The 25,895-nt window shown below is 33.8% G+C and carries 24 protein-coding genes; 12 read left to right on the top strand and 12 right to left on the bottom strand.

Annotation, left to right across the window (positions count from 1 at the left end; all coding sequences use genetic code 11):
* Positions 1–80 precede the first annotated feature (80 nt).
* The 7 genes from clpX to WFZ86_RS00675 all read right to left on the bottom strand — a co-directional run bounded on the left by clpX (position 81) and on the right by WFZ86_RS00675 (position 6,969).
* Positions 81–1,313, bottom strand: coding sequence for an ATP-dependent Clp protease ATP-binding subunit ClpX (clpX, locus tag WFZ86_RS00705; protein ID WP_342690167.1), 1,233 nt, complete (start codon positions 1,311–1,313; stop codon positions 81–83).
* Between the two features lie 128 nt (positions 1,314–1,441).
* Positions 1,442–2,116 carry an ATP-dependent Clp endopeptidase proteolytic subunit ClpP gene (clpP, locus tag WFZ86_RS00700; RefSeq protein ID WP_342690166.1) on the bottom strand — a complete coding sequence of 225 codons (675 nt, stop codon included), beginning with the start codon at positions 2,114–2,116 and terminating at the stop codon, positions 1,442–1,444.
* A gap of 212 nt (positions 2,117–2,328) precedes the next feature.
* On the bottom strand, positions 2,329–3,654 hold the full coding sequence (locus WFZ86_RS00695) for a trigger factor (protein WP_342690165.1): 1,326 nt from the start codon (positions 3,652–3,654) through the stop codon (positions 2,329–2,331).
* A 216-nt stretch (positions 3,655–3,870) separates the two neighbouring features.
* Entirely contained in the window at positions 3,871–4,587 is a 717-nt protein-coding gene (locus WFZ86_RS00690) for a hypothetical protein (protein WP_342690164.1), read from the bottom strand.
* Between the two features lie 210 nt (positions 4,588–4,797).
* Positions 4,798–5,610 (bottom strand): MOSC domain-containing protein, encoded by an 813-nt coding sequence (locus WFZ86_RS00685; RefSeq protein ID WP_342690163.1) that lies wholly within the window; start codon positions 5,608–5,610, stop codon positions 4,798–4,800.
* A gap of 201 nt (positions 5,611–5,811) precedes the next feature.
* Positions 5,812–6,156: a phage holin family protein gene (locus WFZ86_RS00680; RefSeq protein ID WP_342690162.1), complete on the bottom strand. Its 345-nt coding sequence runs from the start codon at positions 6,154–6,156 to the stop codon at positions 5,812–5,814.
* A 45-nt stretch (positions 6,157–6,201) separates the two neighbouring features.
* Positions 6,202–6,969 carry an alpha/beta fold hydrolase gene (locus WFZ86_RS00675; protein ID WP_342690161.1) on the bottom strand — a complete coding sequence of 256 codons (768 nt, stop codon included), beginning with the start codon at positions 6,967–6,969 and terminating at the stop codon, positions 6,202–6,204.
* A gap of 180 nt (positions 6,970–7,149) precedes the next feature.
* On the opposite strand from WFZ86_RS00675, the gene WFZ86_RS00670 reads away from it, so the two are divergent.
* Entirely contained in the window at positions 7,150–8,475 is a 1,326-nt protein-coding gene (locus tag WFZ86_RS00670; protein WP_342690160.1) for a hypothetical protein, read from the top strand.
* A 48-nt stretch (positions 8,476–8,523) separates the two neighbouring features.
* Here the strand turns inward: WFZ86_RS00670 and WFZ86_RS00665 are convergent, their stop codons facing one another.
* The 3 genes from WFZ86_RS00665 to WFZ86_RS00655 form a co-directional block, all read right to left on the bottom strand.
* On the bottom strand, positions 8,524–9,306 hold the full coding sequence (locus WFZ86_RS00665) for a DUF4249 domain-containing protein (protein WP_342690159.1): 783 nt from the start codon (positions 9,304–9,306) through the stop codon (positions 8,524–8,526).
* A gap of 76 nt (positions 9,307–9,382) precedes the next feature.
* A complete protein-coding gene (locus tag WFZ86_RS00660; protein ID WP_342690158.1) occupies positions 9,383–11,662 on the bottom strand; it encodes a TonB-dependent receptor plug domain-containing protein in 2,280 nt (759 codons plus the stop codon).
* An 82-nt stretch (positions 11,663–11,744) separates the two neighbouring features.
* On the bottom strand, positions 11,745–12,458 hold the full coding sequence (locus tag WFZ86_RS00655; protein WP_342690157.1) for a pyridoxine 5'-phosphate synthase: 714 nt from the start codon (positions 12,456–12,458) through the stop codon (positions 11,745–11,747).
* A gap of 114 nt (positions 12,459–12,572) precedes the next feature.
* Between WFZ86_RS00655 and WFZ86_RS00650 the strand changes: the two genes are divergently transcribed.
* The 8 genes from WFZ86_RS00650 (at position 12,573) to murI (ending at position 20,926) form a co-directional block, all read left to right on the top strand.
* Complete coding sequence (locus WFZ86_RS00650) at positions 12,573–13,232, top strand: CBS domain-containing protein (protein WP_342690156.1); 660 nt, start codon at positions 12,573–12,575, stop codon at positions 13,230–13,232.
* 69 nt (positions 13,233–13,301) lie between these two features.
* The gene (locus tag WFZ86_RS00645; protein WP_342690155.1) at positions 13,302–14,186 is read left to right on the top strand and encodes an NAD kinase; all 885 of its coding nucleotides are present in this window, start codon (positions 13,302–13,304) and stop codon (positions 14,184–14,186) included.
* Positions 14,187–14,352: 166 nt separating this feature from the next.
* Positions 14,353–15,039, top strand: a complete 687-nt coding sequence (gene porG / locus WFZ86_RS00640; RefSeq protein WP_342690154.1) for a type IX secretion system protein PorG — start codon at positions 14,353–14,355, stop codon at positions 15,037–15,039.
* Position 15,040: 1 nt separating this feature from the next.
* Complete coding sequence (locus WFZ86_RS00635; protein WP_342690153.1) at positions 15,041–15,781, top strand: undecaprenyl pyrophosphate synthase; 741 nt, start codon at positions 15,041–15,043, stop codon at positions 15,779–15,781.
* Positions 15,714–18,464 (top strand): BamA/OMP85 family outer membrane protein, encoded by a 2,751-nt coding sequence (locus tag WFZ86_RS00630; protein WP_342690152.1) that lies wholly within the window; start codon positions 15,714–15,716, stop codon positions 18,462–18,464. The genes WFZ86_RS00635 and WFZ86_RS00630 overlap by 68 nt, the downstream gene beginning before the upstream one ends.
* A 37-nt stretch (positions 18,465–18,501) precedes the next feature.
* Complete coding sequence (locus WFZ86_RS00625) at positions 18,502–19,542, top strand: OmpH family outer membrane protein (RefSeq protein WP_342690151.1); 1,041 nt, start codon at positions 18,502–18,504, stop codon at positions 19,540–19,542.
* Positions 19,543–19,562: 20 nt separating this feature from the next.
* Positions 19,563–20,060, top strand: coding sequence for an OmpH/Skp family outer membrane protein (locus tag WFZ86_RS00620; RefSeq protein WP_342690150.1), 498 nt, complete (start codon positions 19,563–19,565; stop codon positions 20,058–20,060).
* Between the two features lie 89 nt (positions 20,061–20,149).
* On the top strand, positions 20,150–20,926 hold the full coding sequence (gene murI / locus WFZ86_RS00615) for a glutamate racemase (RefSeq protein WP_342690149.1): 777 nt from the start codon (positions 20,150–20,152) through the stop codon (positions 20,924–20,926).
* Here murI and bamG read toward each other — a convergent pair.
* Both bamG and WFZ86_RS00605 read right to left on the bottom strand, forming a co-directional pair.
* Positions 20,923–22,158 carry a BamG family beta-barrel-assembly machinery protein gene (bamG, locus tag WFZ86_RS00610; RefSeq protein WP_342690148.1) on the bottom strand — a complete coding sequence of 412 codons (1,236 nt, stop codon included), beginning with the start codon at positions 22,156–22,158 and terminating at the stop codon, positions 20,923–20,925. The two genes, murI and bamG, sit on opposite strands and share 4 nt — an antisense overlap.
* Positions 22,158–23,492, bottom strand: coding sequence for a DUF4270 family protein (locus WFZ86_RS00605; protein WP_342690147.1), 1,335 nt, complete (start codon positions 23,490–23,492; stop codon positions 22,158–22,160). The genes bamG and WFZ86_RS00605 overlap by 1 nt, the downstream gene beginning before the upstream one ends.
* A 227-nt stretch (positions 23,493–23,719) precedes the next feature.
* Between WFZ86_RS00605 and WFZ86_RS00600 the strand changes: the two genes are divergently transcribed.
* From WFZ86_RS00600 to WFZ86_RS00590, 3 genes are read left to right on the top strand one after another with little or no spacing between them, the layout of a single operon-like run.
* Positions 23,720–24,538, top strand: a complete 819-nt coding sequence (locus WFZ86_RS00600; RefSeq protein WP_342690146.1) for a DUF6268 family outer membrane beta-barrel protein — start codon at positions 23,720–23,722, stop codon at positions 24,536–24,538.
* Between the two features lie 15 nt (positions 24,539–24,553).
* The gene (locus tag WFZ86_RS00595; protein ID WP_342690145.1) at positions 24,554–25,549 is read left to right on the top strand and encodes a Kelch repeat-containing protein; all 996 of its coding nucleotides are present in this window, start codon (positions 24,554–24,556) and stop codon (positions 25,547–25,549) included.
* Positions 25,536–25,895 carry a DUF4907 domain-containing protein gene (locus WFZ86_RS00590; RefSeq protein WP_342690144.1) on the top strand — a complete coding sequence of 120 codons (360 nt, stop codon included), beginning with the start codon at positions 25,536–25,538 and terminating at the stop codon, positions 25,893–25,895. Before WFZ86_RS00595 ends, WFZ86_RS00590 begins: the two co-directional genes overlap by 14 nt.

Genomic DNA, 25,895 nt, shown 5'->3' with positions numbered 1-25,895 from the left:
ATGATCAAATCATTAACGAATAAAGCTCAAAAACGAATGTTTTTGAGCTTTATTTTGCTTTTCATTGAGCTTGAAATTACTTAAGAAGCAATCTCCAAACGTTTCAATAAGTTTTTATTTAATGTTTCTTGAGCATAGTCTTTATCAATTGCTAATACTTTATCGTCTGAACTTGGCAATTCATACATAGCATCGGTTAAGACGGCTTCGCATAAAGAACGTAAACCACGCGCTCCTAACTTGTATTCTAAAGCTTTATCCACAATAAAATCTAACGCCTCGTCTGTAATACTAAAGACAACTTCATCCATTAAGAATAACTTTTCATATTGTTTGATTAAAGCATTTTTAGGCTGTGTCAAAATCGCCCTCAAAGTAGCTCTATCCAAAGGATCCATATGTGTTAAAACGGGCAAACGACCAATGATTTCAGGAATCAAACCAAAATCCTTAATGTCTTTTGGAATAATGTATTGTAATAAATTGTCTTTGTCGATATTATCCTCATTTTTAGAAGTAGAATATCCAACCGCTTGGCGATTCAAACGTTTAGAAATAATACGTTCAACACCGTCAAAGGCACCACCAGCAATAAACAAAATATTCTGAGTATTCACTTCAACAAACTTTTGATCAGGATGCTTACGCCCACCTTTTGGCGGAACATTTACTACAGTTCCTTCCAACAATTTCAATAAAGCTTGTTGTACGCCTTCGCCAGAAACATCACGAGTTATAGAAGGGTTATCGCTTTTACGAGCAATTTTGTCTATTTCATCAATAAAAACAATTCCTCGTTCGGCTTTGGCTACATCATAATCTGCGGCTTGCAACAAACGAGTCAAAATACTCTCCACATCTTCTCCAACATAACCTGCTTCTGTCAAAACAGTGGCGTCAACAATCGCAAGTGGTACATCTAGCATTTTGGCAATACTTTTGGCAACCAATGTTTTTCCGGTACCTGTTTGCCCCACCATAATGATGTTACTTTTTTCGATTTCTACTTCGTCATCTAATTGCTGTTGCATCAAACGTTTGTAGTGGTTGTACACCGCAACCGACATCACTTTTTTAGTTTGTTCTTGACCAATAACGTATTGATCCAAAAACGCTCTAATTTCTTTTGGTTTTTTCAAAATCAAATCACCCACTAACTTAGAATTACCGTTTGATTTTAATTCTTCGAGAACAATACCATGTGCTTGCTCGATACATTTGTCACAAATATGCGCATCTATACCTGCAATTAGCAAATTGGTCTCTGGTTTTTTCCTTCCGCAGAAAGAACATTGTAATACTTGTTTTGCCATCTTTTTTTTAGTGGTCAGTGGTCAGTGTTTAGTCATCAGTATCGGTTTTACAATAAACTTGTTAGTATTATAAACACATAACTCATTCTTAAAACTGAATACTAAAAACCTGAACACTGAATACTAATTTAACTTCTTCTTAAAACTTCATCTATCATTCCGTATTCCTTTGCTTCATCAGAAATCATCCAATAATCGCGTTCACTATCTGCATATACTTTGTCAAAAGATTGACCTGAATGATGAGAAATAATTCTATACAATTCGTCTTTCAATTTCAACATCTCGCGTAAGTTGATTTCCATATCAGAAGCTACACCTTGTGCTCCTCCTGATGGTTGGTGAATCATCACACGTGAATGAGGCAAAGCCGAGCGTTTTCCTGCAGCTCCAGCACATAACAAAACAGCTCCCATAGAAGCAGCCATACCTGTACAAATAGTAGCAACATCTGGCTTAATATATTGCATGGTATCATAAATTCCTAAACCTGCATACACGCTTCCCCCTGGTGAATTCAAGTAAATCTGAATATCTTTGGATGCATCTGCACTTTCTAAAAATAACAATTGCGCTTGTACAATATTGGCAATTTGATCATCGATACCTGTTCCTAAGAAAATGATTCTATCCATCATTAATCTAGAAAAAACATCCAACTGAGAAACATTCAATTGACGTTCTTCAATAATGTATGGAGTCATATTCGTTGGATTCATTGCTGCAACGATTTTATCGTAATACATGGCATTTACTCCTTGGTGCTTTGTAGCAAATTTTTTAAATTCTTTACCGTAGTTCATTTTTTTAAAGTTTAAAGTTTAAAGTTTAAAAGTTTAAGGTGCAATCTATAAATCCTTACTGTTTAAACAAAAGAGCGTCAAAAAAAATATTCTTTTGACGCTCAAATATAACTATTTTTTATCGTTTCGGTTTTCTAATGAAATCATAAAGTTTAATTCTCTAATTCAGCAGTCAAACTTTTAACTTCCATTTTCAAACCACTAACTATAATTTATTCTCCGTATGAAGCTGCAATAAATTCTTCGTAAGTCACTTCTTTAGTCGTTGGATTCGCTTTTTCTTTAAACAATTCCAATAATTTAGCAGCAACTACTTGGTCAGAAAGTCTTTTCACTTCTTCTTGATTAGACAATACTCTAGCTACAATTCCTTGTACTTCCTCATCCGATGGATTTGTTTGTCCGAATTGTGCCATTTGTTGTTTGATTGCATTGGTAGTAAACGTTTTCAAATCTTCAAAAGTAATTTGAATGTTACTTTGTGCCATTGCTTTTCCTTCGATTAACTGAAAACGCAATCCTTTTTCAGAACGTGCATATTCTACTTCAGCTTCAGCAGGAGATAATTTTTTCTCACCAACAGTTTGTAACCATTTTTTCAAGAATTCAGCTGGCAAATCAAATTTAGTGTTGTCAATCAAAAAGTTTTGAACATCAGCCAATAATTTTTGGTCTGCTTGTTGAGCGAATTGCGCCTCAGCATCTTCTTTGATTTTTGCTTTCAACTCTTCTAATGTAGCAACATTACCTTCACCAAACAATTTATCGAACAATTCTTGGTTCAATTCAGCTGGCTCAGAAGCATTGATTGCTTCGATAGTAAAATCAACATCAACTGCTAAGTCGTGTACATTATCGTGTCCTACTTTTAGGTAGTCCATCAATTGGTGATCGTCTTCAAATAAACCTTTAGTGTTTACGGTTACAACATCACCTACTTTTTTACCAATAAATAAATCTTGAGTCGCTTTGTCTTTGAAAGTATCTAATGCAATTGTTGTTGGATTATTGATTCCGTTTGCTTCGCTAGAGAAAATTCCAGTTAAGTCACACCCTTCAGCTACCACTTCCTGAGAAATTGCTTTTCCGAATTGTTTTTGGATACGCGCTACTTGCCCGTCAATTAATTTATCATCAGCAGTAACGATGTATTTTACGATGTCGTTTTTAGCTTCTAAATCCAATTCAAAGTTAGGCACTAAACCTATTTCGAACTCAAAAGTCAATTCTTCAGCGGACCAATCTCTATTTTCTTCTTCTTTTGCAAGAGGAGTACCTAAAAGATTCAATCTTTCAGACTGAATGTAACGCTCCAAAGCTAAATCAATTACTTTTTTAACTTCTTCTATTTTGATTGCTTTTCCGTATTGTTTTTCAACCAAATCTTTTGGCACAGCACCTTTTCTAAAACCTTTAACTTGCGCCAATGGCATTTTTTCATTGATTCTTTTGGCTACTTGACCTTTGTAATCCATGTGTACCACAGTCATCACAATCGTTTCAGTCACAGCATTTATAGCTACTCTTTTAATATCCATCTTCTTCTTTTATTTACATTATAAAATTGGGTGGCAAAATTATAAAATTTTCAACTGGCAAACAAGCTTTTTATTTCCAACCTTTGGGTTTGAAAAACAAGCGATTATTTAATCGATAATTGATCAATTAAGAGACATGTTATGACGCTTAACAAGCGTCTGTTGAAGTTGACTTTTTAAAAAAGAATAGCAAACCAATACTAAAAAATCTGACCCTTAATTATTGAAGTAAACCCGATTCCAAATGGCTTCATTAAAGTTTTTTCCTTTCATAAAAAACGCATACATACCAACGGCAAAAACGGATTTAAACATAAACAAAAAGATAATAATTGGAGCCATGACAACCCTTTTACTCAAATTGCTTTCTGGAACAAAAGCACTAAAAAGCAAACTAAGTAAAGCTGAAAAAATCACAAAATTTAGTACGTTTTTAAAAGGAGTCACCAACAACTTTCGGGCAGGGTGCAAATCCTCTCCCCATTTATGAATTAAATAATAATAACCATTTCCCAAAGGCGCAAACAAAAGTGGATCATCATAGCTAAGCAACTGAAAAGTTTTGGTAGTAGCCATGATTTTAAATCCTTGCAAGGTGGTTTGGTGTAATTTCTCGAGTCTTCGAATCTCTGAAATAGCCTCAGCAGGAAGATTATCCTTAAAAAAATGACTGTCTAGAAAACGTAAACGATACGCTATACAAATTGTTTTGATTTGGTCAAGATGAAAAATCTTATCGGTTTCGAGTAAATCGATTACAAATTCATTTTGGTTTGTTGAACTTTTCTCCCGAATGGCAGACTCAATCCTATTTCTTTCTTGAATATTCTGAGATAAAATTTGCTCTACTTGATGTAATAAAGTGTCGACATCGATTACTTTTTGGCGATCTTGTAGTAACTTCTCTTGCACGTTTGTCTTATATAGTAGCATCTTTTCTTTGTTTTTGGCATTTATACTCTCTTCATTTCTATTCCACTTGAAGATAAAGCATTTGCCAAAAATAAACAACTACCACACTGAATTTAAACAAGTTGAACGAAAGTTAAAGTTGAAAAAAAGAAAAAACGCCTTACTCTACTTTTTAGAGCATCAATAAAAACAGCTTTTGGATTTTGGACTATTTAAAATTTTGTAGGTGTTCTAAAGCCGTTTTTTTACAGACAAAATATCGCCCACCGCTACCAGGCCTATAGTTGGCCCAATCAAGTTTTGACCAAAAAGGACATTATTTCCTTTCATACGATATTTAGCCAAAGTTTTAAGTGGCTCTTTACCAGAGACAATTCCTTTTTCTTGATCGATTGTAGTCATTACACAACGCCCACAAGGTTTTACCCCATAAAAAAGTAAGGTACCAATGTTGAATTCTCTCCAAGTGTCTTCCTCATAGGGTTCCCCTCCAGTAAACACGAAATTGGGTCGAAATCGATTCATGGTAATTGGCCTTTTTAATCGATTATTCAAATCATCAAGAGAAGATTGACCGATTATTAAAAAAGGATAGGCATCAGAAAAAGAATTAGTGTCCGAAGGCGAAATTGCATAATCCGCATCTACACTTCTGTGACTATCATCGGGCATATAGACCAAACGAGCAGAGAATCCTAAAATAGCAGAAAACCATGCAGAAATTGCCGCATCAACTTCGAAAGCTTGTATGGCATCCTCCCAAACTGTTACTGTAAACAAAGCTTGGTCCTTGGTATAATAAAGAGGCACTTCGATAAAAGAACCCGTTTTCCGATAGGTTATAACCATTCCGCTTGTACGCATTTCGGGCTGAAAAAGTGCCAAAATTGCATGTTCTCGCTGGGATAAAAACGTTCCGTTTTCATCTACTAACAACCACCTGCGATCGTGTTCTAATCCACGATCGGTAATTCGAGCTTGCGTTAACGAAATGCCTCCCAATGATTTGATTGGGTAAATCCAAAGTTCTGAAAGTTGCAGCATGTTTTTTCTAGTGATTCGTTTTAGTAAGTAGCCTGTTTACCAAAAAGCAATTTGCAGCTCTATAGCCCCGGCAGTAGCGGCATCCTTTTTGGTGCCGCTTTTTTTCGGCACCAAAAAGATATAGCGGATGACGGGACGATGCCTCCAAAAAAGCCTTTTGTTTCCGCTCCTATACCAAAAATCGGATGACGTTTTTATCATCTATTTTTCCTTTATGAATAATTTGTAAGCAATAGATTGTGTAATGGAAAGCACCAAACTAAAAAGCAAGGCCGTCCAAAAAGAATCAACTACAAATCCGCCAACAATTTTAGTGCATAAGATAATCATCAAACCATTGATGATTAATAAAAACAATCCAAAGGTTACGATGGTAAAAGGCAGTGTTAAAACTACCATTATGGGTTTGATAAAAATATTAATTAACCCCAAAACAAAGGCTACAATAAGCGAGGTAGTAAAACTTTCTACATGTACGCCTGACATAAAGTTGGAAATTAGTAAAACCAAACCTGCGGTGATTAAAAGTCGTAAAAATATATTCATTTTGTTTTTTATTTTAAATTAAAAATAATAAAAAGAAACTGTTTTCTAGTTGCTTTTTAAAAAATCAACGCAGAATTGATAGAAAAGTGCTGGATTTTCGGCATGCAACCAATGTCCTGCATTAGGAATGGTTTGAAGTTGCATATTGGGAAAATGATGCCTAATTTTTTCTAGATCTTGATCCAAGATATAATTAGAATTTCCTCCGCGAATAAAAAGCGTGGGCATCATAGCTACGGCATTTTCTGGTAAAGCTTTGCCGATTTGGTCGATTTTTTGATTAAAAACAGCTAAATTGAAACGAAAGGCTAATTGCCCCGGCTCTTGCCAATACAAACTTTTGAGCAAAAATTGCCGCGTACCAAAGTCTGGAATATAAGTAGCAAGAATAGCATCTACCTCGTTTCGGCTTGGCTTTTGGGCAAAATCGACTGCGTTCAAACCTGCTAATATATCCTGATGGTGAGGCGCATAAAATTTAGGCCCTATATCGGCCACGATTAATCTACGTATCAAATCAGGATACGTGGTGGCCAATAACATGGCTACTTTTCCTCCCATGGAATGCCCGATGATATCTATATTTGCTAAACTATTCGCTTTACAATAGTCATACACATCTTGCACCATCAACTCATAACTAAAATCCTCTGAGTGAAAACTGCGCCCATGATTTCGTAAATCCAAAAGATGTACTTGATACCCTTGATCTACAAACTGAGTTCCTAATGTTTTCCAATTGTCAGACATACCAAGAAAACCGTGCATTATAAGTAAAGGTTGCCCTGAACCTTCTATTTTTGAGTGTAACATTGTTTAGATTTAAAATCGTCGCAAAGATAAACAATCTACTTAATTAAAATTATTTGTAATCTTTTGGTGAATATCACTAAAAGTGGGTATTGTGAGAAATTTAATTAAAACTAATTTTGCATAAGATTTTTTAACAAAAAAATACTCAAATCTTTTATTAACAATTGCAAATCATTATCCATGATCAAAAAAATTTTATTATTCTCTGTTGCCATCTCACAACTAACTATTTCTTGTTCTAATGACGAACCTACAACTCCAATAGCAGAACAGAGTTTAAGTGAGCAAATTGCAGAAATTATTAAGCAACCTTATTCTAAACTAACGCCAGCACAACAAAAGGTAAAACTAGAAGCAGAGGCCAATGAAATGTTGGTTCAAATGGACAAATCAAAAAGCTCTGGTGCAATTGAAGCATTACAAAACTTAGCAAGATTGCTTGATGTAAGCTCTGTGGATGTGTTCAGCGGAAAAAACGATAACTCAGTAGAAGATATTATCAATACCGCTGGAGTTTATGGAATCTACACTTGGAATGCATCGAAGAACACTTGGACAAAAACAACTTCTTCGACAGAATTGAAATTTATTTTTCCTGCAAAAGCATCTCTTACCGCTAATAATGCTGTTTTTTCTACCAAAGGAACTGCATCTGATGTAAAAGTAAAAATTCAAGACAGTTATAATTGGCAGACCGATACTGAGGTAAATGATTATATCTTTTTACCTACAACCGCAGATGCTGTTTTAACCATTGACAATGTATCGGCAGCTACATTTACTCAAACGGCGAAATATGCTAACGGAAAAGAAGTGCCAAATGAATTTGCATACAAAATGACACTTAACGATGGTTACACTTGGGAAATGAGTGGAACAAAAGCAACAGAAAACACTTCAAAAGCAGCCTTTACTTTCAATGGGAAAAATTTAGTTTCTTTTAATGCTGGAAGTTCTGCAAGTATTGATAAATTGATCGAGGATGACAATTTAACTCAATACAAAGGCAAAGCTAATGGCTTGGTTCAAATCATGGATAATTTTGTTATTGTAGCAAATATGGATTTAGCGACTGAAGCTGCTGATGAAATGGCTTTAGAAAAAAGTTTGCCAATTGTTGACTATCAAAAAAAGACATATTTAACTGATCTTAACGCGTATCAACTAAAATATGCTGAAGGTAGTGTAACAAACTTCAATAAAAACATCAAACTTACTTTAGTGTCTAAAAAGGATGGTACAAAAATAGCAGAAGTTGTGAAACGTTCAGAAAAAGGATATTCTTACAAATACATGTATGACCTTTGGATCGTTGACAATTCAAATACATACGGCGGATATTGGGATTACAATCCAAACGGCGGTACTATCATTCAATATTATGATGAAGAATTATACTTGAAATTCAATGACAATACCGAAGTGTCTATGAGTACTTACTTCTCAGAAGGGTTTGAAAATTTAGAGACGAAATTTGAAGACTTTATCAAAGCTTTTGACAAATAAAAAGAAATTTTATAACTGTAAAGCCGATTTGAGCAATTCAAATCGGCTTTATTTTTTTGGTGGTGTTTTCACTTCCAAAGTACTTTGACCATAGCCCGCCCAAATACCAATACCTCCTTTAATATTTGATTTTAAACTCGTATTAGAAGGATAAATTGGGTTTCTACTGTTTACAATTTCATTTTGCCAACTATTCCAAAAATCAAGCGCTTCTTTGTTTTGAGTTCTTAACTTCACAAAAATAAGATCTCCGTCTGAAAAATAAGGAGTGAATTTAGTTTTAGGAAAAAGCAAAACACCTCTATTTATTTGTAGAGCAATAGCCGAAGCTTTAAAATTTTTATCATCTAAATTACCATAAAATGAAGGTACAAAAATAGGTTCTTCCTTATCAATCCTTGTCGCAATTTGATAATAGTTTTTTTCATTTAAAGGATCTTCAAATTTCACAAAAACATAGCCTGTTGTATCAGTGGCTTTATTCTTAATATACTCAGCTGAATTGAGCTTAACACTTTTGGGTATCGTTGTAACAGCTTCAACAATTCGATTTAAATATTCAATTTTTAATGAGTATTCTTTTCCAGCTTCTCCTTTTAAAGTAGTGCCATAATACACAAATGGAGGTACTCTGTCCTTATCATTCTTCACCCTCAAAACTTCTGAATTAACTCCGTCTGAAACAGTAATTTTAGCCGACCTTATAACGTGATTCAGAACATTTGTAGAATCAATAACCTCAGCAACAGGAATGCTACTAGATAACAATACCTGAGCAAAATCCCCTTCCTCAATCCATCCTTCTACCACAATTTTTGATTCAGCTTTCACTGTCGCATTAAAATCATCTTTAGAACAATGAACTAATAAGTAGAGCCAAAAGAAATAACAAACATTTTTTCATTGATTAAAATTTAAATCTCCAACTAATTGAAGGTAGCATTCGGTACAAGACCTTTTTTTCTTGTTTCACAATTACACTATTTTTATCATCATTAACCTGAATATTCAAAACCACATAAATGGGGTTATCAATATTAAAAGTGTTATACATTGAAAAATTCAATGCACTCTCTTTTGTATTAGTTTTTACAAAAAAGTAATTCACAGAAAGATCTGTTCTGATATAATTTGGCATCTGTGCATTATTATATGCTGAATATTCTTTGACTGGATTATTATTGATAAAATACCACGACGTTGGCATTGTAAAACGGTTTCCAGAACTAAAGACTTGAGTCAATCCAAAATTCCACTTTGGATTTAACTCATACATCCCAACCACTGAAAGATTATGTCGCCTATCGTATTTTGCAAAATAAGTATTCCCATTATTCAATTTATCAAAATTTCGATCTGACCAACTCAGTGTATAACTAAGCCAACCATTGAACTTGCCGTTGTTTTTTCGAAGCATCATTTCAAAACCATAGGCTTTTCCTTTTCCAACGAGTAAGTCATTTTTGAGTGTTGTCGTTTCATTAAACTGAGTGACACCATAAGGATATTCTAATAAATCTTTCATCGAACGGTAAAATCCTCCAACCGTTGAGACTAGATTTTTTGCAACATTAAAACTAGAACCAACTGAAAATTCATCCGATGATTGTGGTTTTATACCATCGGAACTTGCTATCCAAAAATCAGTAGGAATACCAACACTTGAGGTCGTTATCATACTCAAATATTGATAGTGTTTATTATAAGAGGTATAAAACGAATAACGACTATTAGCTATATAATTCAATAAGATACGAGGGTGAAAATGAAGGTATGAACTTGTGTTTACTCCCGAAGAATAATAATTGATTCGAAGTCCCAATTCAGCATTAAAATGATCCGTAATCTTTGGCTTAATTGTTGTAAAAACAGCAGCTTCACTTGAATTGATTTCACTGTTCTGAAAGGCATTACTGGAATCTGTTAAATTTTTAACGCTAATTTTTTGCGGCTGCAAATTATGTAGAACGTACTGAAAACCCGATTCAATAGGTGTATTTTTAATTAAATATCTAAAGGAATTATTAAATCCAAAATCTTTGACATAAGAAGAAACTCCAAAGCGAATGGTAGCTTGTTCCATATTCAAGTCATTTGAATATTGACTAAAATAAACAGCATTTGACATAGATACTTTAGAGGAAAAAGTGGTCACCAAAGTTGGAGAAACAATAAAATTACTCCATTTTAAATTTGTTCGTAGAGCAAGATTTCCATCTTTTACTTTCAACTCATCTGCACTAACAAATGCATCAATATAAAATAGATTTTTTTTAGATAGTTGAGATAAAAAAGTAAAATTCCCGTCCGAAAATCCGTATTTCATCCCTTTAACATCGTTATTCTCAGATTCTGATTTAATCAAAGGTGCTACAATCTCATCAATATATGTTTTTCTAGCTGAAAAATAAAAACCTGTTTTACTACTTATTGGAACAGCCAAAGTTAATTGAGAAGCCAAAATCCCAATATTCCCTTGAATATGGAATGCTGAAGGTATTTTTTTATTAGGTAACAATTCTGTAGTTGAACTTAATCTTCCTCCATATTTTGAATTTGAACTAGATTTGTCAAAATCAACTTCTTTGATGTGGTCTGCATTATAAAAAGGAAATATCCCCAATAAATGAGACATTCCATATACTGGAGTTCCGCTGTACAAAATAGCATTGTGCCCAGGATCGCCTCCTCTTACATATAAATATCCATTAGCATCACCGGAATTTTGCACTCCAGGAGTAAGTTGCAAAACTTTAATTATGTCTGTAGTACCCAAAACAGTTGGCACATTAACTAGCTCTTTTAAATTAAAGGACAGTTTACCTCCTGATAGACTAGTAATTCCTGCTTTTTTAGTATTGGTAATTATAACTTCATTTAAAACCGAACGCTCTTTTTCTAAACTAATAGAAATCAATGTGTCTTTCGATAAATTAAAATTAAAATGCTTTTCTGTATAGTTTTGATATTTTACCGCAACTTTAATCCTTCCCAAAGGAATCTTCTTTGAAAAAAAACCAACACTATCAGTTAGTACATAATAATCAACATTGTTTACCTGAAAAGAAATTGTGGCACCAAATAAATTTTCATTTTCAGAAGACTTTATATTCCCCGCTACCACGGCTTTTGTTTGAGCAAATAAACCGTAAAAACAAAACAAGAAAAAGAGAAGAGTTGATTTCAATACTTGATTTTAATAAGAAAAATGCGAAATTAAGCATTTACACCCCAATTCTCTCTAAATCATTTACTATTTAATTTTTCATTTACTTCAATTTTTGCAAATACATATTCACCACATTATCTAATCCTAAATAAATAGCCTCAGAAATTAACGCGTGTCCAATAGAAACTTCAAGCAAACCAGGAATGTTTTGTTTGAAAAACTGAATATTATCCAAACTTAAATCATGTCCTGCATTGATTCCAAGACCTAATTCATTGGCAAGTTCTGCGGCTTTTATATAAAGATCAATTCCTCTCTCATTGCCTAAACTGTATTGATGTGCAAAAGCTTCGGTATACAATTCTATTCTGTCTGTTCCCGTTTTTTTAGCGCCTTCGATCATAGCGGCTATTGGGTCCACAAAAATAGAAGTTCGAATGCCGTGGCGTTGAAATTCCTGAATCACCTCGCTCAGATAAGACCCATTGGCTACTGTATCCCAACCAGCAGAAGAAGTGATGGCTCCAATGGCATCTGGAACCAAAGTAACTTGTGTAGGCTTGCATTCTAATACCAAATCGATAAAGTTATGCTGTGGATTTCCTTCTATATTATATTCGGTGTAGACAATTGATTGTAAATCACGAGCATCTTGGTAGCGAATATGGCGCTCATCAGGACGAGGATGAATGGTGATACCTTGTCCTCCAAATTTTTGAATATCGGTGGCTACTTGTAACAAATTAGGAACGTTACCTCCTCTAGCATTACGCAAAGTAGCTATTTTATTGATGTTTACACTTAATTTTGTCATGTTACCTTATATAATTAATACAAATACATTATTGCGGAAACAAAAATACAAAGTAAAACCTAGGACTTTTTGCCTTTTTTTGATTATTTTGCATGAAATATTTCGAAAAGAACTATGACAGAAATTTTAAATTACATCACCAACGATTATAAAGCTATTGACAGTCAAGAAACCATTGCGGTTGTTCAAGACCGTTTGTATGAAATACCATTTTCTCATTTCCCTATTGTAGAAGATGGCATTTATATCGGATGTATTATTAAAGATGACTTGGAAACCTTTGACGGCGACAAAAAAATAACAGATTATCGTTTTACGCTAGAACCTTTTTTTGCAAGAACACAGATGATCTGGCTAGATGTTTTGGAAGTTTTTGCCAAAAATCACACCAACTTAGTTCCCGTTTTAGATGAAAACAATACCTATAAAGGGTATTATGAAATAGAAGACATCATCAAGTTTTTTCATGAGACTCCTTTTTTAAAAGAGCAAGGTGGTATACTTGTAGTTCAAAAAGGAATTTTAGACTACTCCATGAGTCAAATTGCACAAATCGTAGAAAGCAATAATGGCAAGCTTTTAGGCCTTTTTGTTTCGGAAGCCAATACAGAATCCGTTCAAGTTACCATTAAAATAAGTTTAGGGGCGATGAACGACATTATTCAAACCTTTCGTCGCTACAACTACGAAATCATTTCTGAACACCAAGAAGACAATTATATCAATAGCCTAAAAGAACGATCCGATTATTTGGACAAATACCTTAATATATAGTTATACGAGGTTAGAAAGTTAAAACCTACTTTCTAATGACGAACATTCTATCGAAAAATCACAAAACACATGAAAGTAGCCCTATACGGACAATATTATTTAGTAAGTACAGAACCCATTATCAAGGATATTTTTGTTTTTTTCAATGAAAACAATGTTGAAATGGTGATTGAAGCTACTTTTCTTGAAATGTTATACGAAAAGAAGATTGTTCGAAAAGAATACAATACCTTTAGTTCACACACCGAACTAGACAACAGTTTTGACATGCTAATAAGTATAGGTGGTGATGGCACGATGCTTAGAGCAGTAACGCTGGTTCGAAATTCTGGAGTACCACTATTAGGAATCAATGCTGGCCGATTAGGCTTTTTGGCTAATGTTCAAAAAGAAAATATTGCCGCCTTCATGCAATTGGTTTTAGACAAAAAATATACTTTATCCAAAAGAACCCTCCTTAGCCTTTCATGTTCACCAGAAAACGAAACCATTCTTGAGTTGGATTTCGCCCTAAATGAAGTAACCGTAAGTCGAAAAGATTCTACCTCAATGATTACAATAGAAACCTATTTGAATGGTGAGTTTTTAAATTCCTATTGGGCAGATGGCCTAATTATTGCCACACCAACAGGAACTACAGGTTATTCTTTAAGTTGTGGAGGACCCATTTTAACACCAAATGTAAAAAGCCTCGTAATTACTCCAATTGCCCCACACAATCTTAACGCAAGACCACTTGTTATTGCAGATGATACCGAAATTGTTCTTAGAGTGACCGGACGTGAGGACCAATATTTAGTTTCATTAGACTCAAGAATCACCTCTGTACAAAACGAATCCGTCTTGACCATCAAAAAAACACCCTTTCAAATTAATATGATCGAAATACAAGATGAAACTTTCTTAAAAACACTCCGAAATAAGTTACTTTGGGGGGAAGATCGAAGAAACTAAGTTTTATTTAAAACCTTCTATACGATACCAATAGAATTTGCCGTTTTGACTATTCAAGAGCAGTAGCTAGATAAAAACTTGTTTATTTTTCAAAAAAGTAGACATTTGTGCTATTGAGCATTGATTAGTATTGAATATTATTATATTTGCACGCAATTTTATAAGTATGAACAAATTCTTTTATTTGCTTTTAATAGCTTTTTCTTACGGAATTTCTTATTCTCAAATACACGAGATTGGAGTTTTTGCAGGAGGAAGCAATTATGTTGGCGATGTTGGTCCTACCACTTACATCGCTCCTAACGAAATGGCTTTTGGTATTTTATACAAATGGAATAAAAGCCCAAGACATGCGTATCGTTTTTCTTACACTCAATCTATGTTGCAATCGAATGATTTAGACTCCAAAGAAGGTAGCCGAAATCAACGAGGATACTCTTTTAAAAACAACATCAAAGAATTTTCAGCAGGATTAGAATTCAACTTTTTTGATTTTAATCTACACGAATCCAAATTAAAAGTGACTCCATATGTTTTTTCAGGAATCAATTATTTTTTTCATGATGAACTTTACATTAATACTGCTGGTGATACTTATAAAGAAAAAACAGGAAGTTCGATGGCAATTCCAATGATTGTTGGTGTAAAATCGAGTCTATCCCGTAACTTTATCATCGGATTAGAAGTAGGTGCAAGATATACATTTACAGATAATTTAGACGGAAGCCTCCCTGAAAGAGCTACTTTACAGCAATTCAGATTTGGTAATATAAATAACACGGACTGGTATGTTTTTTCAGGTATAACATTAACGTATACTTTTGGTGAAAAACCATGCTACTGCGCATACTAATATGGATTTACTACAACAAATAAATACAGAAAGATTACCCAAACATTTAGCTATCATAATGGATGGCAATGGGCGTTGGGCAAAAAAGCAAGGTTTTCTTAGAGCCTTCGGTCACGAAAGCGGAACCAAATCAGTCAAAAAAATCATCCAAGCTAGTGCAGAATTAGGAATTAAAAACCTAACTCTTTATGCTTTTTCTACCGAAAATTGGAACCGACCAAAGTTAGAAGTAGAGACTTTGATGAAAGTATTGATCAACGCATTAAAAAAAGAAGTTGACACCCTACAAAATAACAACATCAAACTGAACGCCATTGGCAATCTTGAGTTGTTACCAAAGACTGCTCAAAACCAACTTTTAGAAGTGATTAACCTTACAAAAGAAAATACTTTAATGACATTGACTCTAGCCTTAAGCTACGGATCTAGAGAAGAATTAACAAATGCAGTAAGAATAATTAGTGAGAAAGTTAAAAATAATATAATTTCAATTGACGCTATTGACGATTCAATTATAAATGAGCATCTTTACACGCATAATTTACCGGATGTAGATTTAGTAATACGTACCAGCGGCGAACATAGAATAAGTAATTTCCTTCTATGGCAAATCGCTTATGCTGAATTGTATTTTACCGATATTTTATGGCCGGATTTTAAAGAACAAGATTTATATGAGGCTATCCTTAGTTATCAAAAGAGAGAACGCAGATTTGGAAAAACAAGTGAACAAATTAAATAAAATTTTAGTGTTGCAAAAAAGTATAAAAATAGCCCTTACCTTAATCCTTTTTGGAAGTTTTTCACAAATAAAAGCGCAAGATCGTGTCCCTTTTGACCAAGGAAAAAAATACATCCTCGCCAACGTTGACGTAACAGGAAAAATAAGCTTTAATAAACAAACAGTCGTAACTTTTTCTGGCCTAGAAAAAGGACAACAAATTACCGTACCAGGAGAAGAAATTAGTAGTGCCATCAAAAAATTAGGTAAACTTGGCCTATTTGATGAGATTGCATTTTATGTAAATAAAATTGAAAATGACAGTATATTTTTAGAGTTGAATATTCAAGAATTACCCAAACTAAAAGAGGTAAAATTTGTAGGTGTAAAGAAAAATAAAACCGAGGCACTGATCAAAGATAATAACTTGACAAAAGGTAAAATTGTCAACGAAAACTTGATTACTACAACCAAAAATTACATTGAAAATAAATACAAAAAAGACGGATTTTACAACACCAAAGTAGTGATTGTAAACACTCCTGCTGACTCTGCCACAAGCAATCAAGTCAATATGTTAATCAACGTTGACACGGGCACAAAAATAAAGATATCAAATATTGATTTTGTCGGAAACGAAAAATTGTCCGACAAAACCTTGAGAGCCGCAATGAAAGAAACGAAGCAAAAAAAATTGACTCGTATCTTTAAGAAATCTAAGTTTATCAAAGCAAAATATAAAGAAGATTTAGAAAAAGTAATTGCTGTTTATAAAGAAAAAGGATACAGAGATGCAAGAATTGTATCGGACTCTGTAGCCTTCGACAAAGAATTAAACGCTATCAAGATTAAAGTGAATGTTGAAGAGGGAAACAAATATTACTTTGGAAACATAAAATTCTTAGGAAATACTGTATACTCAGACCAAGGACTCTCACAAGTTTTAGGGATCAAAAAAGGAGAAACCTATAATGGAGTACTCCTTGAAAAACGTATTGCCGATAAATCAAAACCAGATGGTGAAGACATTACTAATTTATATCAAAACAATGGTTATTTGTTCTCTAACATTAATGCAGTAGAGGTAAAAACTGTTAATGACACTATCGATTTTGAAATTCGAGTTACTGAAGGACCAATTGCATATTTTAATAAAATTTCGGTAGTTGGAAATGACAAAACTAATGACCGTGTTATTTATCGTGAATTAAGAACAAAACCAGGAGAAAAATACAGCAAAGAAGAATTAGTTCGAACCATTCGTGAAATTGGACAATTAGGCTTTTTTGATCCTGAAGCCATTGATCCTAAATTCAAAAATGTTGATGCTGGTGCAGGAACTGTAGACATTGAATATCATTTAGTGGAAAAAGGCGCCAGCCAAATCGAATTACAAGGAGGTTATGGCGGTGGTGGTTTCATTGGGACCTTAGGACTATCATTCAACAACTTCTCGGCAAGAAACATGTTCAATAAAGAAGCCTATAAACCACTACCTATGGGTGATGGTCAAAAAGTATCCCTTCGTTTGCAAGCTAGTACTTTTTTCCAAACCTATAGTGTATCATTCTCTGAGCCTTGGTTTGGAGGGAAAAAACCAGTCTCTTTTAGTTCATCTCTATCCTACAGTAAACAATTTTTACAAAGTTTCTCAACTGGAAATGCAAGAGTTGACAGAAGTAAAAGCTTTAACATTTTATCCCTTTCTGTTGGAATCTCAAAACGTCTTAGTGAGCCCGATGATTTTACTTATTTATCACATGCTATCAGTTTTCAAAGTTATGACTTGAATAATTACTTCACAGGATTGTTTAGCTTTGGAAATGGTTTTTCTAACAACCTTGCCTATACAATAGGAATCACACACACTAATAAAGGTTTTAATCCAATTTTCCCTACTTACGGATCTGAGTTTAGTTTATCTGCTAAATTTACACCTCCATACTCTTTGTTTAACGGGGTAGATTATAAAAATTTAGGAGAATTAAAAGAAAACAAATACATATACGATGGAAGCATTGGAGATTCATATGTAGGAGATAACGGAATAGTAGTTAATAAAGGAGATTATGTAGAAGCCATACCAACAACTTCTACTCGACCAAATAGTGTAACTGATTACAAAGACGCCGTCGCAGATCCTGCCAAAGTAGATCAAAAGAAATTTAACTGGTTGGAATATTACAAAATCAAATTCAAAGCCGACTGGTATACTAAAGTATATGGTAAATTCGTTTTAAGAACTTTGGGAGAATTTGGTTTCATGGGAGCTTACAATCAAGATAGAGGATTAGTGCCTTTTGAACGTTTTTTCTTAGGGGGTGATGGTATGCAAAACTTTGCTATGGATGGTAGAGAAACGATTCAGTTGAGAGGGTATCCAAACAATTCATTAACTCCAAATGGTTCACAAGATGGAGCAACTGTGTACAATAAATTCTCTATGGAATTACGTTACCCTATAACCTTAAAAGCATCAGCTTCTATTTATGCCCTAGCTTTTATGGAAGCTGGCTCATCATATAATAATTTCAAAAATTACAATCCTTTTGCCTTGAGTCGTTCTGCTGGTTTTGGATTACGTGTTTTCATGCCTGCTTTTGGTTTATTAGGAATCGATTTTGGTCATGGTTTTGATCCAATTCCTGGACAAACCAAGGCTAATGGTTGGGAAACCCACTTCATTATTGGCCAGCAATTCTAGAATTATTGAAACTAACCACATTCAATACTATAAAGTTATGAGAAAACATATTTTATTTATATTTTTATCCCTTTTTGTAGTTGCAGTTGGTTATACTCAATCCAAAGGACCAAAAATTGGTTACATTGATATGGAGTATATTTTACAAAATGTAAATGGCTACGTAGATGCAACCAATCAACTAGAAATTAAAGCTCAAACTTGGAAACAAGAAATTGAGGTTAAAAAAAATGAAATAAAAAAATTAAAAGACGCTCTTACCATTGAAAAAGCCTTGCTTACTCGAGAACTAATTGAAGAAAGAGAAACAGAAATAAAGTTTCTTGACACTGAATTATTAGAATTTCAGCAAAAACGTTTTGGAGCTAACGGAGATTATATTATTCAAAAAAGTTCTTTATCAAAACCGGTACAAGATCAAGTTTTTACTGTTGTCCAAGACATTGCAGAACGTTTAAAATTTGATTTTATTTTTGATAAAACATCGGATATGACTATGCTTTTTGCAGCAAAAAGATTCGACATTAGTGATCAAGTATTGCGAAAATTAAACAATACCGATAAGCGAGAACAACTCAGTAAAAAACAATTAGAAGCTGAACAGATTAAAGAAAAAATTCAAGAAGCTTTAGATGAAAATCCAGAGTTAAATGAACGTCAATTGCAATTAGACGCAAAAAAATCTGCAAAAGAAAAAGCATTAGCAGAACGTATTCAATTACAAGAGCAGAAAAGAAAAGAATTCGAAGAGAATAGACGTAAATTAAAAGAAGAAAAAGAAGCTAAAAAAAATGGCACAGTTTCTGCTCCCACAGAGAAAGTAGTTACTGAAAAAGCTAGTGCCGAAAAAACATCTGTAACAGCAAAAGATGGCACTGTAACAGCAACAAAAAGTGATGCTGAAATTGAAAGAGAAAGAATTGCTGCCGAAAGAGCCAAATCAGCTGAAGCAAAAAAACAAGAAATAGCCGATCGCAAAAAAGCATTAGAGGAAAAAAGAAAAAAGATATTAGAAGAAAGAGAAGCTCAGAGAAAAGCTAAAGAAGAAGAATTAAAACAAAAAACAAACGGAAATTAATTACTAAATTTTTTAAAACAATGAAACAAATCAAAACTTTATTAATTGCAGCAATGGTAGTATTGGGAGCAAATACAATGAATGCTCAGGCAAAGGTTGCACATGTAAATGTTGGTGAAATTATGACTAAAATGCCAGCTATGCTAGATGCTCAAAAACAATTAGAAAAATTGAGCACTACTTATGATGCAGAATATAAAAAAATGGTAACTGAGTATCAAGATCTATTAAAAAAATACGAAGCTGAAGCAAAAACTGTTACTGATGCCGTGAATGAAACTCGTGGTAAAGAAGTACAAGACATGCAACAACGTATCGTAGCTTACAGAGATAATGCTCAAAAAGAATTACAACAAAAAGAATCTGATATTACTAAACCATTATATGAAAAAGTAAGAACATCTATCCAAAAAATTGGTAAAGCGAAAGGAATGCAATACATTTTGGATGCTGCTTCACTTTTATTAGCAGACGGCCCAGACTTGACTGCTGACGTAAAAAAAGATTTAGGATTCTAAGAAACAACTACCTATACTTTAACTGCTCCTTTCTTTTGATTGGAGCAGTTTTTTTTGAACCATTTATATAAATAAGTAACTTTGTTGATATGAATAATAACCAACCCATTGGCGTTTTTGATTCTGGTATCGGTGGCACTTCTATTTGGAAAGCCATCCATCAATTGCTTCCTAACGAACAAACTATTTATTTGGCCGATAGTAAGAATGCTCCTTATGGACAAAAGTCCAAACAGGAAATCATAGCATTGAGCATGAAAAACACAGAACTCTTGCTAGAAATGGGATGCAAACTTATAGTAGTCGCTTGTAATACTGCCACCACCAATGCAATTAGAGAATTAAGAGCCAAATACGATATTCCTTTTATTGGGATTGAACCAGCCATCAAACCTGCGGCAACACATTCTAAGACTCAAACGATCGGTATTCTTGCCACTCAAGGCACTTTAAACAGTGAATTATTCAACAAAACAGTCGAGATGTATCAAGACACCAAAATCATTGAACAAATTGGTCACGGATTAGTCCAATTAATTGAAAGCGGCAACATCGACTCTACAGAAATGAATCAATTACTGACTGAATATCTTACACCAATGATTGAGGCAAATATTGATTATCTTGTTTTAGGCTGTAGTCATTATCCTTACCTTATTCCTCAAATAAAAAAAATACTGCCTCCCCATATTCAAATAATTGATTCTGGAGAGGCAGTTGCGAAACAGACACAGAATGTTTTAAAGGAAAAAGTAGGACTCTCTAATTTGACTGAGAGCCACCCCATTTTTTATACCAATACAAACTCAAAAGTTCTTTCTGATATACTAGAAAACAACTATGAAGTTCTTTATAAAGACTTTTAATTTATTTTTCTTTTTACAAACCAAATGCCATCAAGTGACAAATTCAACGATAGTTTATGGTAATTTTCCTTGATTAAACCTCCACTAATTTTTGCTCTTTGCCCATACGAATAAGATATATTCAAAGCGCTAGAAGTATAGTCTATTGGTAACGATAAGCCAATAGAGATTGATTTATCTTCAATTTTTTTATTATTCACCTCAAGCGAACCAGTATCAAAATTAAATCCTCCCGAATACTGTACGCGGTCAAAATAACTGAGTCGCTCTTTAGGTTTTTTATATAAAAACCCCATAGCAAATCGATTACTATCAACAAAATTACCATACAAATCAGATTGGTTGGTTGAACTCCAAAAACTGCGTTCATAGTCTAAAGTAAGTTGCAAGTTGTTTTTGAATTTAGCACTCATCCCTACTCCCAACTCAAGAGGAAGATAAAAATCATCTTGATTGGAAGCAACATCGGTTTGCAAAGGAGTTGTAACTTCGTTATCGACCGTACTTACTGTTTGTACTTTAGAAACATTTACTTGAGCTGGAAACTTAACCACTCCACCAAAACTAAGAAGTGCCTCAGACTGATATTGCAGTCCTAAAACAGGCCGAATTCCGTTGTAATGAATGTCTTTGTCAATTGTAGTAATTGTAGTTCCTACATAATAATTTCGTGTGTCATTGGTATTCCCAAATAAAAACGAAGTCGTAAGACCCAAAGCCCATTTTTTGGACAATTGATAGCCATAAGAAACATCAAAATTATTGAGTCCACCGCTACCTAAAACACTCAAATAATAGCTTTCTATACTATTCTCAATGGGTAATTTTAAACCAGTAATCTTATAACAAGAACTAGTATACGGCTTTAATACAATATTCAATCCTGATTTTGAAGTTACTGGAAAAGCGATCCCTATATGGGAAAATTGAACATTATTTCTACTCTCGGAAGTTTCATTGTTCTTATACTCCGTTTGAATAACTTTCCCTCCCACATCAAACAAAAAGTGATTCGCAGTTAGAAAACCAAATGAAGCAGGGTTCAAATTATTAATAAATTTGGATGACGGCAATGCCAATCCTGAAGAACCTAAGGAAGGAATGGGACCAAAATCGGATTGATAAAGATTGCCTATTCCATAAATAGAATATGGGGAAGTGGATACACTTTGTGAGAAAGACAAAGTGCTAACCAATAGCAATAGTGCAACGTAAATTTTACTGTTTTTCATTAATACGTAATGTAATATATTTTTAATTGGAGCTTACTTTCTTTATTGCTTTGATCACCAAAAACCACTCGATTTACTCCTTTATCAAAGCTTGGCAACGCGAGTAATAATGAAGCTTTGGTTTCTGTCAATTTTAAAACTTCTTTTCTTAAAAAATCTCCAATGAGTATTGTATAACCAATGGACTCGTTGAATTCATCTTCTTTAGTATTTAAAATTCCGTATACAGGACTTCCGTCATTCGCGTATAATCTGGAGGTTATTCGATTTAAATTATCACTGGTATAGACTTGTAAGGAATCCGCCAACGGAAAGGACTTTGAATACGAATTCTTCACGGGTCGAATAAATAACTCCGCTTTAATAATTGAGCCCTTCGCCGCGATGTACTGAAGTTGCTTCAAATTAGGAAAACTCACTCGGCTCAAAACACCGGTCCCAGATTGAGTAAACGATTGATTGAAGACATTGGCAGAAGGCAAATTATATCTAGAAGTAGGCAAATTTTCGATCAAAGTACCAGTCCGATCGGATTGTATAGCATTGAACTGCTTATTTAAATCAGCAATAGTAAAATCTCTGTATAAAGACTTTTCTTCTATCTTAGATTTAGAATCTGAATAATACAACCGTAACACGCTTGAGGGACCAAAACCAACTACACAATTTGAACTTGAAGAACCACTTTTGATGACGATACCCTTAAAATAATCGATCAATTCATTGATGTCTGTAATTTCTTTTTTCTGTAACTTCAAGAACAAAGCACTTCCAAAACTATCATTCAATCTTACATTTAAGGAATCTCGCCCAATCGGTCTGGGTTTATAGGTTAATGCTCCTAAACTTTGGCTTTCATACTTTAATTTTGAATTGTTGTAAAAACTCGTTACCGAATTATCTATAGAAACTGGTTTTACTTTTTGTGTCAATTGATGTACAGACAAATTTTGAACTTTAGTAGTGTCGCCATAATAATATCGATCGTATTTTAAAATCATCGCTATTGAATCGAATACGTAATTAGGGGCATTCGTATCTGATGTGGCATCTTCAATAGCATAAGTAGACGGTGACAATTGAAAATAACTTTCTGAAACTACATTTCCAAAAAGAGGATCTAAATAATTACCAACCAAAATTCGACTCGTATTGGATGTAATTAAAGAATCCAATTGAATCGTAGACAAATCAACCGTTAAGGTATCAAGCAATAAGACTTTATTGGTAACCGATAAATAATCAGACCCAACAATAAATTTCCCTTCATCAACATCAGAGTCACAGGAAATCACAACTGCCAAAACAAAAAATACAACTAAAAATCGATACATCTTTTTTTTTCGCAAATATAAAAACCCCCATATAGGCTAGAGTATAACATATACCAATAAGCCTTTCTATACGACAAAAAGAATGTTTTTTGCTACGAACCGCTTTTGATAAATTATTTTTCATTCAACGGATAAATCCACTATTCTATCTAGCAAAACAAGGCACTTATCTATCTCTTTTTTTAATACCATAAATCGAAACTAGATTTGTCCCAATAGATAATGATATGAGATTTTTAAAAATTGCCACTGTTCTCTTTTTGGTAAGTACACAAATAAATTTAGCACAAACACTTTTAACTCCTTACTTAAACATAAGAACTGAGCCAACCAAAAAAACAACGGTTACAACTAATGCATTTGGAATTACATTAAAAAAAAATTGGTCAAAGAACAACGAGATTGAAAACAGTATGAGCTATACGAAAACCAATATTAATCAAGAATCAAATGCCTATTCGTTCAAGAACGATAGTGAGTATTCAAGTATTGAAAATCGATTAGCATACAGCCGAAAAGTGAATGACCATTTTCAAATACGAGCTAAGACCATCACAGCCTTTAATTATAACAAAAAAGCAAGCTGGAATGATTTTCTTTTATTGGGAGGAATACTGATAGATTATAAAATCAATACTCATCACAGCTTGAGTGGAGGAATACTAAGGAGTACCGCATTAGGTGCCCCAAAAATCCTTCCTTCATTTACCTATCATCTTCAAGTAAATGAAAAACTAAAAGCGGCAATTGGTTTTCCAGAAAGTCAAATATCTTATTCAAATAACAGTCGAAATGTATTCTTTTGGAATCATTCCTACGAAGGAAACCAATTCAATACCAACAAGGGAACTGAAAAATTTACTTTTTCACAAATTAATTCGAGCCTCAACTACGAACGTCAAATCGACGAAAGATGGAAAGCCAATTTTAAGTGTGGATATTCTTTTCAAAAAGACTATAAAATTTCCTCTTCGTTAAACAATTCAACTTCAATTCTCATAAAAGATGGCTGTTTACTGGCTATTGGTTTACAATACAAACTTTAATAAATACTTAATTCTATGAATAGCTTTAAAACAAAAACTCTACTAGTAACTGTGATTTGCAGTTTATTTTTTATTGGATGTTCGAACGACGATGACGATGATGAATTGATGGGAAACTGGATAAAGAGATCCGCTTTTGATGGCCCTGCCCGATCCAGTGCTGCGTTTTTTGTTATCGACACTTATGCTTTCATCACAACTGGCTATACTGGCGATGATTACCTAAAAGACCTTTGGGCATACAATTCCGAAGGTGATTATTGGGAACAAAAAGCAGATTTCCCTGGAGTTGGTAGAAGCTCTGCATCGGCTTTTGATTTGAACGACAAAGGCTATGTAGGCCTTGGTTATGATGGAACTAATCGCTTGAAAGACTTTTATGAGTATAATCCACAAACCAATACTTGGTCACAGAAAGCTGATTTTGCAGGAACCGCTAGATATGGAGCTGTAGGGTTTCAAGTAGGTGGAAAAGCATATTTTGGAACTGGATATGATGGAAACCATTTAAAGGACTTTTATCAATACAATGCTACCACAGATACTTGGACATTAGCCAATGGCTTTAGCGGAAATAAAAGACGTAATGCTACTGTTTTTATCATTGACAACAAAGCTTATTTAGGGACAGGAATCAACAGTGGAGTCTATCAAACAGATTTTTGGGTTTTTGACCCCACAACTGAAGTTTGGACAAGAAAAAGAAACCTTGATGATGACGAAGACGATCACGATGATTATACCATTGCCAGAAGTAATGCTTCGAGTTTTTCAATGAATGGATTAGGGTACATTGCAGTTGGCGAAAATGCAAAATCGATTTGGGAATACAATCCAAGTACTGATATTTGGGAAGAGAGAACTTCTTTAGAAGGTTCTGGAAGAACTGATGCTATTGGTTTTTCTATCAATCAGAGAGGTTTTATATTATTAGGAAAATCAGGAACTTCTTATTTTGATGACACTTGGGAATTCAAACCCTTAGAAGAACAAAACGATGATGACAATTAATATTGTAAACAAAAACTGCTGGCAAAATAGCCAGCAGTTTTTAAATATAAACCAGAAAAACAACATACTAGTCTTAGTTTTCGCTTTTTTTATGTATGCTTGTAGCCCAAAAAACGAGTACCAACTCCATACGATAAGAGTCAATAATGGCTGGGGCTACACCATAAAACTTGGTGGCAAAACGATCATCAAACAAACCATTATACCGGTAATTAGTGAAGAAAAAAGCTTTGTAAGCGAAAAAGATGCCTTAAAATTAGGTACTTTGGTTGTCGATAAATTAAACCACGATCTATCGCCAACAGTCACTAAAAAAGATATCATTTTATTAGCCATCAAAATCTAG

Source organism: Flavobacterium polysaccharolyticum (assembly GCF_038739875.1).
Taxonomy (GTDB): Bacteria; Bacteroidota; Bacteroidia; order Flavobacteriales; family Flavobacteriaceae; genus Flavobacterium; species Flavobacterium polysaccharolyticum.
The sequence above is the reverse complement of the archived record's forward strand: the minus strand, read 5'-3'. Positions and strand labels throughout refer to the sequence as shown.